The sequence below is a fragment of the Camelimonas sp. ID_303_24 genome (genome assembly GCF_053543495.1).
In genome coordinates, this window is the sequence record NZ_JBLLJM010000013.1 from 144,320 (window position 1) to 156,487 (window position 12,168).

The 12,168-nt window shown below is 67.2% G+C and carries 9 protein-coding genes and 1 pseudogene; 9 read left to right on the forward strand and 1 reads right to left on the reverse strand.

Going from position 1 to position 12,168, the window contains the following annotated elements; translation table 11 throughout:
* Positions 1 to 7: 7 nt before the first annotated feature.
* From ACERNI_RS13270 to ftsH, 7 genes are all read left to right on the forward strand, one after another.
* Positions 8 to 1,132, forward strand: a complete 1,125-nt coding sequence (locus tag ACERNI_RS13270; RefSeq protein WP_448833746.1) for a hypothetical protein — start codon at positions 8 to 10, stop codon at positions 1,130 to 1,132.
* Positions 1,129 to 1,362: a hypothetical protein gene (locus ACERNI_RS13275; RefSeq protein WP_448833747.1), complete on the forward strand. Its 234-nt coding sequence runs from the start codon at positions 1,129 to 1,131 to the stop codon at positions 1,360 to 1,362. Before ACERNI_RS13270 ends, ACERNI_RS13275 begins: the two co-directional genes overlap by 4 nt.
* On the forward strand, positions 1,352 to 2,770 hold the full coding sequence (tolB, locus tag ACERNI_RS13280; RefSeq protein ID WP_448833748.1) for a Tol-Pal system beta propeller repeat protein TolB: 1,419 nt from the start codon (positions 1,352 to 1,354) through the stop codon (positions 2,768 to 2,770). The genes ACERNI_RS13275 and tolB overlap by 11 nt, the downstream gene beginning before the upstream one ends.
* 206 nt (positions 2,771 to 2,976) lie before the next feature.
* Positions 2,977 to 3,483 (forward strand): peptidoglycan-associated lipoprotein Pal, encoded by a 507-nt coding sequence (gene pal / locus ACERNI_RS13285; RefSeq protein WP_448833807.1) that lies wholly within the window; start codon positions 2,977 to 2,979, stop codon positions 3,481 to 3,483.
* A gap of 106 nt (positions 3,484 to 3,589) precedes the next feature.
* A complete protein-coding gene (gene ybgF / locus ACERNI_RS13290) occupies positions 3,590 to 4,366 on the forward strand; it encodes a tol-pal system protein YbgF (RefSeq protein ID WP_448833749.1) in 777 nt (258 codons plus the stop codon).
* A 7-nt stretch (positions 4,367 to 4,373) separates the two neighbouring features.
* Positions 4,374 to 5,498: a tRNA lysidine(34) synthetase TilS gene (tilS, locus tag ACERNI_RS13295; RefSeq protein ID WP_448833750.1), complete on the forward strand. Its 1,125-nt coding sequence runs from the start codon at positions 4,374 to 4,376 to the stop codon at positions 5,496 to 5,498.
* Between the two features lie 349 nt (positions 5,499 to 5,847).
* Positions 5,848 to 7,770, forward strand: coding sequence for an ATP-dependent zinc metalloprotease FtsH (gene ftsH, locus ACERNI_RS13300; protein WP_448833751.1), 1,923 nt, complete (start codon positions 5,848 to 5,850; stop codon positions 7,768 to 7,770).
* A 183-nt stretch (positions 7,771 to 7,953) separates the two neighbouring features.
* Here ftsH and ACERNI_RS13305 read toward each other — a convergent pair whose 3' ends face one another.
* Positions 7,954 to 8,700: a hypothetical protein gene (locus tag ACERNI_RS13305; RefSeq protein ID WP_448833752.1), complete on the reverse strand. Its 747-nt coding sequence runs from the start codon at positions 8,698 to 8,700 to the stop codon at positions 7,954 to 7,956.
* Positions 8,701 to 9,339: 639 nt separating this feature from the next.
* On the opposite strand from ACERNI_RS13305, the gene glmM reads away from it, so the two are divergent.
* Positions 9,340 to 10,692 (forward strand): phosphoglucosamine mutase, encoded by a 1,353-nt coding sequence (glmM, locus tag ACERNI_RS13310; protein ID WP_448833753.1) that lies wholly within the window; start codon positions 9,340 to 9,342, stop codon positions 10,690 to 10,692.
* A 719-nt stretch (positions 10,693 to 11,411) separates the two neighbouring features.
* Positions 11,412 to 12,023: pseudogene (locus ACERNI_RS13315) on the forward strand (outer membrane protein); the annotation flags it as partial.
* Positions 12,024 to 12,168 lie beyond the last annotated feature (145 nt).

Genomic DNA, 12,168 nt, shown 5'->3' on the forward strand with positions numbered 1-12,168 from the left:
GGGCCAGATGAATTTCCGTTGGTCCAGACAGGAACCAGGACTGCTGCTTTCCGCGATCGGCCACGCCGGCCTGCTGGTCGCGGCGTTGATCGCGCTTGCCACCGCGCCGCGGTTTGAGGAGCAGGTGGAGGCGGTGCCTGTTGAGGTAATCACCGACAGCCAGCTGCGCGCCATGACGCGTGGTGAGAAGACCTCGAAGGAGGTTTCGGAAAAGCCGACCCTGCGCGCCGAAAAGCAGGCCGAGGTGCGGGACGTGAAGCCGGATTCGGCCAATGACCGTCAGGACGCGCCGGCCCCGCCCTCGCGACCGCGCGATCTGGCGCAGGCTGAGGAGAACACGCCGCCGCCGGCCGCCGTCCAGAAGCCCGAGCCCAGGCCTGAGCCCAAGCCGGAGCCGAAGCCCGAACCTAAGCCCGAGCCCAAACCTGAGCCCAAGCCCGAGCCGAAGCCTGAGCCTGCTCCGCTGCCGCCGCAGCGCCCCGAGCCCAAGCCAGAACCGAAGTCCGAGCCTAAACCGGAGCCCAAACCCGAACCAAAGCCCAAGCCCAAACCGGAACCAAAGCCTGAACCCACGCCGGAGGCGCCGGCGCGCCGCGATCTGGCGAAGCTGATCGAGGACAGCAAGCCGACGCCGAAGCCGGCCGAGAAGCCAGCCCATAAGCCGGCGGCCAAACCGGCGCCTGACGGCGAGAGCTTCAACCCGACGGACATTCGCAAGCTGCTGGCCAGCCGCAACGCCAACCAGCGCACCGCCTCCACCGGGCCGGAGCTGAACCAGCGCTCGACGGCGGGAACGCAGACCGGGACCGGACCGAAGCTGTCCATGTCGCAGCGCGACGCCCTGGGCGCCATGCTCAAGGAGCAACTGGCGAAGTGCTGGTCGCCGCCCATGGGCTCCAATCCCGATCTGAAGCCGGATGTGCGCGTGGTGCTTGGGCCGGACGGCGCGGTGGTTGGCCAGCCGGTGGTGACGAACAGTTCGTCTGATCCGGGCTTCCGCGCCATGGCGGACAGCGCCGTGCGCGCCGTGCGCATGTGCGCGCCATTCCGGGTGCCGCAGCAATTCGCGCCATTTTACAATGACTGGCGCAATTTCCGGATTGTCTTCGATGCCCGGGAGTTTCTGGGATGAGATCTGAAGCGATGATCGCCGGGCGGAATATTGCAACCGACATGGTTTTGCCATCTGCGCCAGGCAAAAGTTCCCTGGTATGGGAGCTGGCGGAGCGCGTGAATTTGCGGGTTTCACATGCGGCGGTCACGCCCGTGATGGAAATTCAGCTTCGCCGCTCCAGGCTGCAAGAATTAGACAAGTCCGATTATGACCACCTCAAAGAACGCCGGAAACACCATGGCCACTGAATACCTGTTTCGCCGCGTTGCCAGGTCCGCAGGCCTCATCCTGCCGTCAGCCGGCGCCGGGGATGGCCTTGTTGATCCTGGCCGGCGCAGCCTGCTCAGGGCCGGGGTCGCGGCGGGCGGCCTCGCGGCGGTAAGCGCCGTCACCACCTGGGCGCAGCCGGCGCGGGCTGAAATCTCCATTACCCTCGATCGCGCCAATTTCCAGCCGCTGCCGATCGCCATCGCCGATTTCGACGGCGACCCGGACCTGGGCGCGCGGATCGCCGGCGTCGTCGCCGCCGATCTGAAGCGCTGCGGCTACTTCGCCCCCCTTGATCGCGGCGCCTTCCCGCCCGGGCCGATTGAGTTCGATGCGGTGCCGGCCTTCCAGGCCTGGCAGGCCATCAACGCCCAGGCGCTGGCCACCGGCCGGGTCAGCCGCGACGGCGGCCGCCTGCGCACCGCCTATCGCCTGTGGGACGTCAGCGCCGGCCAGCAGATGACCGGCCAGCAGTTTGTCACCGACGCCAACAACTGGCGCCGGGTCGGCCACATCATCGCCGACTCGATCCTGACCCGCCTTACCGGCCTCAAGGGCATGTTCGACGCCCGCATCGTTTACGTGGACGAGAGCGGCCCGCGCGAGCAGCGCCGCAAGCGCCTCGCCATCATGGACACCGACGGCGCCAACATGCGTTTCCTGACGCGCGGTGAAGAGAGCGTGGTGACGCCGCGTTTCGCGCCCAATTCGGCCGATGTGACCTACATGTCCCAGGCCCGCGGCTCGCAGCCGCGCGTGCAGGTGCTGAACATCGACACGGGACAGCGCCAGATGGTCGGCAACTTCCCCGACATGACCTCCAGCCCGCGCTTCTCGCCGAACGGCCAGAGCATCGTGCTGAGTCTGCAACAGGGCGGCAACGCCAACATCTATCTGATGAACCTGGGCTCGCGCACCACCACGCGCCTGACCAGCGCCAACGCCATCGACACCTCGCCGTCGTTCTCGCCGGATGGCGCCCGCATCGCCTTCGAGAGCGATCGCGGCGGCGGTCAGCAGATTTACGTCATGCCGGCTTCCGGGGGCGACGCCCAGCGCATTTCGTTCGGCGAAGGGCGCTACAGCCAGCCGGTGTGGTCGCCGCGCGGCGATTTCATCGCCTTCACCCGCCAGAAAGCCGGCATGTTCGCCATTGGCGTCATGAAGCCGGACGGCTCGGGCGAGCGCATCCTGACGGAGGGCTTCCACAACGAGGGGCCGACCTGGGCGCCGAACGGCCAGTTCCTGATGTTCTTCCGTGACCCGGGCGGCGAGGGCGGCGGCAAGCTGTACATGACGGATATCACCGGCCGCGTCGAAGCGCCGATCCGCACGTCCGGCTTCGCATCGGACCCGGCCTGGTCGCAGGTGCTGTCGGAGATGCGCTGACTGGCGGCCCAGGCGCGGCGTCCGGGGGAGGGGCGGTCTTGGGGGCGACCTTGGTGGCCCTCGCGGCTTTAATCGGAATTTTACCACATCGCTGGTTGTGTGAGCGCTGATATGACAGCGCGCGGCTGGCGCGGACATGTTGAGGCGAAAGCTTCCAGGAAGGATTGATGATGTCGGCAGCAGTTATGGGCAAGGCGGACGGGCGGATGGGCCGCCGCGCTGCGTTCGCGGTCGTGGCGATGGTGGCGGCGCTGTCGCTCGGCGCCTGCGCCAAGAACAATCAGGACGGCGTCAATGGCGCCGGCGGATCGGGCGGCCGCTATGGCATGGGCGGCGCCGGCACGCCGGGCAGCGCCCAGGATTTCGTCGTCAACGTGGGTGACCGCGTGTTCTTCGAAGTGGACAGCACCTCGCTGACGCCCCAGGCCGTCGCCACCCTCGACCGTCAGGCCGCATGGCTGGCCCGCTATCCGCGTTACACCTTCATCGTCGAGGGGCACGCCGACGAGCGCGGCACCCGCGAATACAACTATTCGCTCGGCGCCCGCCGCGCCCAGTCGGTGCGGGACTATCTGGCGTCGCGCGGCGTGGCTTCCTCGCGCATGCGCACCATCTCCTATGGCAAGGAGCGCCCGGTCGCGGTCTGCAACGACATCTCGTGCTGGTCGCAGAACCGTCGCAGCGTGATCGTGCTGGACGGCGCCGGTTCCTGAGCATCCAGGCGCGCGTCGCTCCGCAAGGGACCCTGATCCCGGCGGAAGCGACGCGGCTGCCGGGATCGCCATTCCCTTCCGCATGACTGCCAAACGACAGGCCGACATGACGCTACAATTGCCAAAGTTTGCCGTTTCTTCGCAGGTCGCCGCCCTGTTCGGCGGTCTGGCCCTGGCGGCGATGCTCGCCGTGTTGCCGGCGCCGCAGGCGCGGGCCCAGGACGCCGCCGACATGGTGGTGCGCATGGGCCAGCTGGAGGACCAGGTGCGGACCATGTCCGGCCGCATCGAGCAGCTGCAATTCGAGAACCGCCGGCTCAATGAGCAGTTGCGCAAGTTCCAGCAGGACATCGAGTTTCGCCTGCAGGAAAAATCTGGCGGCGGCGGGTCCTCTCCCGCGCCATCAACCTCGCCAGGCCGTGAGCGTCGCGGTGATGCCGGCGCCGGCGTTTCACCCGGCGGCCCGTCGCAGGTCGCCGGCCAGGGCGGGAGTGGAAGCGCCGCCGGCGCCGATGCTTTTGAGAACGCCCGCGGCCAGTTCCAGCAGCGCCAGTATGCGGAGGCCGAAATGGGCTTCCGGCAGTTTCTCCAGGCCAATCCCCGTGACCGGCGCGCGCCCGAGGCCATCTACTGGCTGGGCGAAAGCTATTTCCAGCGTCAGCAGTATAGCGAGGCGGCCGAGCAGTTCCTGAAGATCTCGACCGAGCACGCCAAATCGGCGCGCGGCCCGGACGCGCTGGTCAAGCTGGGCATGTCGCTGTCGCGGCTCAACGCCAGACAGGAAGCCTGCGCCACCCTGGCCGAAGTGTTGCGCAAATATCCCAACGCCTCGGTTGACGTGCGCTCCGCCGTCGAGCGCGAACGGCGCCGCACCAAATGCTGAGCCATCGATGAGGCGCGGCGATCCGTTGCGGGAGGCCGGCGCCGTGCAGGAGCGGATGGGCCGGCGGGAAGCCGCAGATCCGAACGCCAGCCGCGTCCCAGACGACGCCCCTGTGACCGCCGGCGAGGCGGATTTTTTGTTTTCCGGCCTTGCGACAGCCGCGGGCTTGCTGCTGGCGGTCTCCGGCGGGCCCGATTCCCTGGCGCTGCTGCTGCTTGCCGCCCGCTGGCGGGCGGATGGTCTTGCGCGCGGCGAGCCGCGCCCACCCATTGCTGTCGCCGTGGTCGATCATCGCCTGCGCCCGGAAGCCGCCGGCGAGGCCCGCATGGTGATGGCGCGGGCGCGGGACGTGGGGTTGCCGGGCGACATCCTGATCTGGGACGGCGACAAGCCGGCGAGCGGCCTGCAGGCTGCGGCGCGGACCGCGCGCTACGCCCTGTTGTGCGGCCACGCCCGGCGCATCGGCGCCTCCCATGTGTTGAGCGCCCATCACGCCGATGATCTGGCCGAGACCATTCTGATGCGCCTGTGCGCCGGCTCCGGTCTCGGAGGTCTCGCCGGCATCGCCGCCCTGTCGCGGCGGGATGGGCTGTGGCTGGCGCGCCCTTTGCTGGCCCTGCCGAAAAGCCGGCTGGTCGCCGTCTGCGCCGCCGCCGGGTGGGACTGGGCGGTCGACCCTGGCAATCTTGATCCACGCAAGGGCAGGGGCAAGCTGCGCTGCCTCGCCAGCGAACTGGCGGCGCTCGGACTCAGCCGCGAACGGCTGTTGCGCCTTGGCGTCCGCGCCGCCCGCGCCGACGCGGCGCTGGAATATGCGACGGACCTGGCCCTGACTGACGCCGGCGCGCAAATGAGCGGGACGGACTTCAGCGTCGACATGCGCCGGCTGGCGCAGCAACCGGCCGAGGTCGCATCGCGAGCGCTCGGGCGGCTGGTGGCGGGCGCCCGGCCTGCCGGCGCAGCGCCCCCGCGCCTGGAGCGGCTGGAGCGGGCGGCGGACCGCCTGGCCGCCGCAGCCGCCGCCGGACAGGCCGGAGCGCTGACGCTCGGCGGCCTGGCGTTGCGGCTCGACCGCCACGGCGTCTGCCGCGGCGCCGCGGAGCCGCGCCGGCGCAGACGCACCGCCGCCTGAGCGGTTGTGGGCAAATGACTTGGGCAAGCGACCTGGGCAAGACGCCTGGCCAAATGGCGTGGAGCCGCCGGCGTGGGGCGCCGGCAAGAACTGCCCGTTAAGGTTGCCGGCCGGAATGTCTGGCAAACACTGTCAAAAAAGACGCCGGCCTGCGGCATAACCGCCGCGCCTGCCCCAAACAGGGCGCTTTTTGCGCTTAGAAGGCCGGCAGCCTCAATTCAACTTCCGTTTCCGGCGCGCTCCATTGACGGCGCGACCTTGGCAACAGGTCGCTTCAAGCCTAAATATGGGGCTGGTTGAGATCCTTATGGCGCGCGGCAGCCCGCTGGACCAGGACATATAATTCAAGATGAACCCCAATTTCAGGAATTTCGCCCTCTGGGTCATCATTTTTCTGCTGGTGCTGGCGCTGGTTTCCCTGTTCCAGAGCCCCGGTCAGCGCGGCGGTTCGTCTGATATTCCTTACTCGCAACTGCTGCAGGACGCCGACAGCGGTCGCGTCACCAGCGTGTTGATCTCCGGGCAGGAAATCACCGGCGCCTATTCGGACGGGCGCACCTTCAAGACGTATGCGCCATTCGATCCGGGCCTCGTCACCAAGCTGCAGCAGAAGAACGTGCAGATTTCCGCGCGGCCGCCGCAGTCGGACACGCCCTGGTTCATCGCGCTGCTGATTAACTGGCTGCCGATCCTCGTTTTCATTGGCGCGTGGATTTTCCTGTCGCGGCAGATGCAGAGCGGGGCGGGGCGCGCCATGGGCTTCGGCAAATCCAAGGCCAAGCTGCTGACGGAAGCGCACGGCCGCGTCACCTTTGAGGACGTGGCTGGCGTTGAGGAAGCCAAGGATGACCTGCAGGAGATCGTGGAGTTTCTGCGCGATCCGCAGAAGTTCCAGCGCCTCGGCGGCCGCATTCCGCGCGGCGTGCTGCTCGTCGGCCCGCCCGGCACCGGCAAGACGCTGATCGCCCGCGCCGTCGCCGGCGAGGCCAACGTGCCGTTCTTCACCATCTCCGGCTCGGACTTCGTCGAGATGTTTGTGGGCGTCGGCGCCAGCCGCGTGCGCGACATGTTCGAACAGGCCAAGAAGAACTCGCCCTGCATCATCTTCATCGACGAGATCGACGCGGTCGGCCGTCATCGCGGCGCCGGCCTTGGCGGCGGCAATGACGAGCGCGAGCAGACCCTGAACCAGCTGCTGGTGGAGATGGACGGCTTCGAGGCCAATGAAGGCGTCATCATCATCGCCGCCACCAACCGTCCCGACGTGCTCGACCCGGCGCTGCTGCGCCCTGGCCGTTTCGACCGCCAGATCGTCGTGCCGAACCCGGACGTGGTCGGTCGCGAGCGCATCCTGCGCGTTCACGTTCGCAAGGTGCCGCTGGCTCCCGACGTCGACCTGCGCGTGATGGCGCGCGGCACCCCGGGCTTCTCCGGCGCGGACCTGATGAACCTCGTCAACGAGGCGGCGCTGCTGGCGGCGCGGCGCGGCAAGCGCATCGTCACCATGCAGGAGTTCGAGGACGCCAAGGACAAGGTGATGATGGGCGCCGAGCGCCGCACCCTGGTGATGACGGAAGACGAGAAGCGTCTGACGGCCTATCACGAGGCTGGCCACGCCATCGTCGCCTTAAACGTGCCCGCCACCGATCCGGTGCATAAGGCCACCATCATTCCGCGCGGCCGCGCCCTTGGCATGGTCATGCAGCTGCCGGAGCGCGACAAGCTCTCCATGAGCTACGAGCAGATGACCTCGCGCCTCGCCATCATGATGGGCGGCCGCGTCGCCGAGGAGCTGATCTTTGGCCCGGCCAAGGTCACCTCCGGCGCCGCCTCCGACATTCAGCAGGCGACCAAGCTGGCGCGGGCCATGGTCACCCAGTGGGGCTTCTCCGACGAACTCGGCGCCGTGATGTATGGCGATGAGGGCGGCGAGGTGTTCCTCGGCTATTCCATGGGCAAGCAGCAGACCCTGTCCGAGGCGACGGCGCAGAAGATCGACGCGGAAATCCGCCGTCTGGTGGAGGAGGGGCTGTCCGAAGCCCGCCGCATCCTCACCGAGCGCCATGACGATCTGGAGGCGCTGGCGCGCGGCCTGCTGGAGTATGAGACGCTCTCCGGCGAGGAGATTCGCGATCTGCTGGGCGGCAAGCCGCCGGTTCGCGACGCGGGCAGCGAACCGCCGCCAACCCGCGGCACGCTCGTGCCTTCCGCTGGCCGGCACACGCCGCGCGGCGGCTCTGACGCCGGCCTTGAGCCGCAGCCTCAGGCCTGAGCGGCGTCGACCAGGTTGACCGGATTTGGGGGTGTGGGAGCGGCTGCTCTCCACCCCCAAATTTTTTGTGCCCCAGATTTTGTGTTTGTGCCGTTGCCCAATGGGCCTCGCTGCGTGGGGACGTCAGCCCCTGCGCATGCATGGCCTGGCGCAGTCTGGTTTGGTCTGGTTTGGTCTTGCGTATCAGGCCGCGGCTGGTTGTGTGGCGGCGCGCCGCCGCTCCAGCTCACGCCGGGCCTCTTCAGGGTTGCAAATCATCACCACGTCGGCGTTGGCGCCGACGCCGGCTTCAAGCGCCGCCCTGAAGTCGCTGGCGATAATGTCGTAAAGCCGGGCCCGACGCTGCTCCACATTGCGTGGATCTTCCTGGCCTTTGCGTCCGAGATTGATCTCGATGATGGTTTCGGCGGCCAGCAGGGTTCGGGCCACGTCGAGCCGTGCGACCAGCCTGTCGCCCGCAAGGATGCTGGTGACCCGCCTGCCCCCCATCTCGCCATCCTGCGTCACGAAACCGTGCTGGTTCAGCTGGCGGTGAAAGGCGCGCACGTAGTCGCGCTGCGGCGACAGGATGTCCACCGGCGGAATGACCACGATGAGGCCTGGGGCGCCGGGGGGCATGGCCGCGATGACGTGGCTGAGGAAGTTCGCCTCGTAGCCATGGGCGAGCGCGCGGGTGTAATAGACGCGTTTGATCGCCGGGTCGCGGGCGGCGCGATAGAAGTGCCCCGTGGCGAGGGCCAGCAGGGAGAGGATGACGCTGGAGACCACATCCTGCACATTCTCGCGCGCCAGCTGGGTGATGATGACATGGGTGTGCTCGCCAACCTGCGCCGGGAATGCCTTGATGAGCAGGAAACTGATCAGCAAAAAGCCGAACAGCGCGCTGAGCGCGAGATAGCCATAGCGGATATCTGGAGGGCGGGACGACATGCCCGGAAACCTGTCTGGAAATGTTGGACAGGTCAATCCGGCCGGTCTTTTCCGCATCTGGCTCCAGATGTGGCGCCAGCCATCCTCGCGGCGCATCAGCGGGCGCCGGAGAGGCGCGCTTCTGGCCAGTCCCGGATACCCGTCGCCATCCTTCCGGGCGGGCGTTGACGCCTTCAGAAGCATCGCGCCGGGTATGCCGGATCGAATGCTTCAGGATGTCGCTGTAATAATGTGTCACCAAAATTGAAAGCAGTCGTCAATTGGATGCTTGACGTAATGTTCGAACAGCGGCTTCTTGCAGATGTATGAAGCACGACTGTTGATTGCGCCTGCTTCCGGGGGCGACGTCATGTGTAAGGCCGCGACGGGAGCATTTTTTGAGAAACGCGCCTTTTGAGAAAGGCGTCGCCCAAATTTCGCAGGGAAGATGGGTCAGATTGGCGCGCATGTCGGTCAGCCGGAAACAGCTGATCGACCGGAATTCGCTCAAGGCAGGGAAAACTGGAGCAGTTTGCGATCCAGATTGATCGGAAACCGCTCTCGAGAGCTGGAATTGCTCAGGCCACGCCACCCTTGTCCGCGCGCCCCTGTGCGGATAGGGGGGTGCATTGCACGGCTACCGGCAAAGAATGGGTGCACATGACAAGAAGCTACTTCGGCACGGATGGTATTCGTGGTCGCGCCAACGCCGTCATCACGCCAGAGCTGGCGTTGAAGGTGGGGCAGGCTGCGGGCCTGGTGTTCCGCCGCGGCGATCACCGCAACCGGGTGATCATCGGCAAGGACACGCGGCTGTCGGGCTACATGATTGAAACCGCGATGATCGCCGGCTTCACCTCCGTCGGCATCGACGTTCTGCAGCTTGGCCCGATGCCGACGCCGGCGGTGGCCATGCTGACGCGCTCCATGCGCTGCGACATGGGCGTGATGATTTCGGCCTCCCACAATCCTTATGAAGACAACGGCATCAAGCTGTTCGGTCCGGACGGCTACAAGCTGTCCGATGAGGTCGAGCGGCAGATCGAGGAGCTGATCGACGGCGATCTGGCGCTGCGTCTGGCCAGCGCTTCCGATCTCGGCCGGGCGAAGCGCATCGACAGCGTCCATGCCCGCTACGTCGAGTTCGCCAAGCGCACCCTGCCGCGCGACGTCGATTTCGACGGCATGCGCGTGGTCGTCGATTGCGCCAACGGCGCCGGCTATCGCGTGGCGCCAGAGGCGCTGTGGGAGCTGGGCGCGGAGGTTATCTCCCTCGGCGTCGAGCCGGACGGCACCAACATCAACCGCGACGTGGGCTCCACGTCGCCGGAGGCGCTGATCCGCAAGGTGCACGAGGTGCGCGCCGACGTGGGCATCGCCCTCGATGGCGACGCCGACCGGGTGATCATCGTTGACGAGAAGGGCCAGGTGGTCGACGGCGACCAGTTGATGGCGGTGATTGGCCGGAGCTGGCAGGAAGCCGAGCTGCTGAGCAAGCCGGCGATCGTCGCCACCATCATGTCGAATCTGGGCCTGGAAAAATACCTTTCCGGTCTTGGGCTCGGGCTGGAGCGCACGGCGGTGGGCGATCGTTACGTGCTCGAGCACATGCGCCGTAATGGCTACAATGTCGGCGGCGAGCAGTCGGGCCACATCATCCTGTCGGATTACGCCACCACGGGCGATGGCCTGCTGTCGGCGTTGCAGATCCTCTCGGTGGTGCAGCGCGCTGGGCGGCCGGTCAGCGAGGTTTGCCGCGCGTTCGAGCCATTCCCCCAGGTTCTCAAGAACTATCGCTATACGCGCGGGGCGGCTCCATCGACTGAAAGCGTCGACGCCATCGTCGATATGGCGCGCGACCGGCTTGGCAAGAATGGCCGCCTTGTGGTGCGCCCCTCGGGCACCGAGCCGGTGATCCGGGTCATGGGCGAGGGCGACAACCTGGATGTCGTCACCCAGGTTGTGGACGACGTGATCGCGGAAATCGGCAAGATTGGTCGCGCCGCCGCCTGAGTTGCATGTTCCGGTAACGGAGCGGCCAGACTGACGCAGGCGCCCGAATGGGCGCCTGTTTTTTTGTTTCAACTCCCTGGCAGGGGTTGCGCGACCCGCACCACGCCGCATCCACATGGCGCTGATCCTGGCGCTACACGGCGCGCGCCGACGGAGCCGCGCCAGCCCGGTATGCCCACCCCGAATCCCCGCCCCCAAGCGCGTGGCCCAGTCGGCCTGCCCCACCGGCTGTGGGCATGGGCGCCCGGCGGGAGACGGCCGCGCCTGTCCGCCGGCGCCCTGATGCTGTCGCGCAATTTTCCCCGCGCCAGTTCATTGACCGTCGTCTGATTAACCATCTTCATTAAGGTTAAGCGGCCATTAACGGTTGCCTGCGAGTTTGGCGTCAGAGCCGGCCCCGTCCGGAGCGAATCGCGGCCGATCCGGTCCTGATGCGATAGCCGGCCTTCACTGCAAGCCTGGGATGTTGCGTTTGCGCGGGGTCTGATCCGGCCTGGCGCGCAAACGCAACATTCTCCAGAACGTCGGCGGCCAGCGGCCAGGCGCGACGCGACAGGGATGGCGGGGTCATGATCAGTTCGGGTTTCATTTCGGGGCGCGCGTCGCGATTCAGCAGGGCGCCGCATCGTGCGCGCGCTGTGGCTTTCGGTCTGGCCGCCGGCTGTCTCGCCGGCGTGGCGCCGGCGATCGCGGCGGATGTGTTGCCGGAACTGCCGTCCATGGAGCCAGAAAAGCCTCTGTTGGCCGGCGGCGGCTGGTACCTGCGCGGCGACGTCGGGGTGGGGCTGGGCCTGCGCGGCGCGCGCAATGCGATACCACTGGCTTATGCCGCGCCTGGCGGCATCACGCCGGTTGACGCCGCCATCGCCCGCGCCCGCATAGATCACGGCTGGTCGGCCGGCGGCGGCGTTGGCTATCGCATCGGACCATCCCTGCGCGTCGATGTGACCGCCACGGCCCTCTCCGGCGTGCGGTTGCATGGCGTCGGCGTCGATGACGCCTTTGCTTCCGGCGTCAGCCGGTCGGTTGGCCATTATAGCGCCGGAACCCGCTCGAACGTCGCTCTCGCCAATGTTTATTGGGACATCCTGAACTGGAACGGCCTGACGCCGTATGTGGGCGCTGGCGTTGGCGTGGCCTGGAACCGCCTCTACAGGGTGAGCCGCTTCGAGCAGGCGCAGCCGCTGGCTCCGGCAACGGATATGATCGCCGCGCGCCACGGCTCGCATTCCAGCGCCGCTTTCGCATTGTATGCGGGCCTGGCCTATGAGATCGCCCCCGGCGTCTCCGCCGATCTCGGCTACCGCTACATGCGGCTGGGCAACGCCAACAGCGGCCGCGCCATTTGCGATGACAGCTTCGCCTGCGCCGCCGCCACGCCGCTACGCGTCAAGACTCTGGAGAGCCATGAGGTGACACTCGGCGTGCGTTGGGAACTGGGCGCCCTGTAATCGCCACATCGGGCGTAATCGCCAT

Excerpts from the sequence above, each read along its gene's own strand:
- pal (WP_448833807.1), top strand. The coding sequence starts at position 2,977 with ATGGGCCGCCGCGCTGCGTTCGCGGTCGTGGCGATGGTGGCGGCGCTG.
- ACERNI_RS13270 (WP_448833746.1), top strand. The coding sequence starts at position 8 with ATGAATTTCCGTTGGTCCAGACAGGAACCAGGACTGCTGCTTTCCGCG.
- ftsH (WP_448833751.1), top strand. The coding sequence starts at position 5,848 with ATGAACCCCAATTTCAGGAATTTCGCCCTCTGGGTCATCATTTTTCTG.
- tolB (WP_448833748.1), top strand. The coding sequence starts at position 1,352 with ATGGCCACTGAATACCTGTTTCGCCGCGTTGCCAGGTCCGCAGGCCTC.
- ybgF (WP_448833749.1), top strand. The coding sequence starts at position 3,590 with ATGACGCTACAATTGCCAAAGTTTGCCGTTTCTTCGCAGGTCGCCGCC.
- glmM (WP_448833753.1), top strand. The coding sequence starts at position 9,340 with ATGACAAGAAGCTACTTCGGCACGGATGGTATTCGTGGTCGCGCCAAC.
- ACERNI_RS13305 (WP_448833752.1), bottom strand. The coding sequence starts at position 8,700 with ATGTCGTCCCGCCCTCCAGATATCCGCTATGGCTATCTCGCGCTCAGC.
- ACERNI_RS13275 (WP_448833747.1), top strand. The coding sequence starts at position 1,129 with ATGAGATCTGAAGCGATGATCGCCGGGCGGAATATTGCAACCGACATG.
- tilS (WP_448833750.1), top strand. The coding sequence starts at position 4,374 with ATGAGGCGCGGCGATCCGTTGCGGGAGGCCGGCGCCGTGCAGGAGCGG.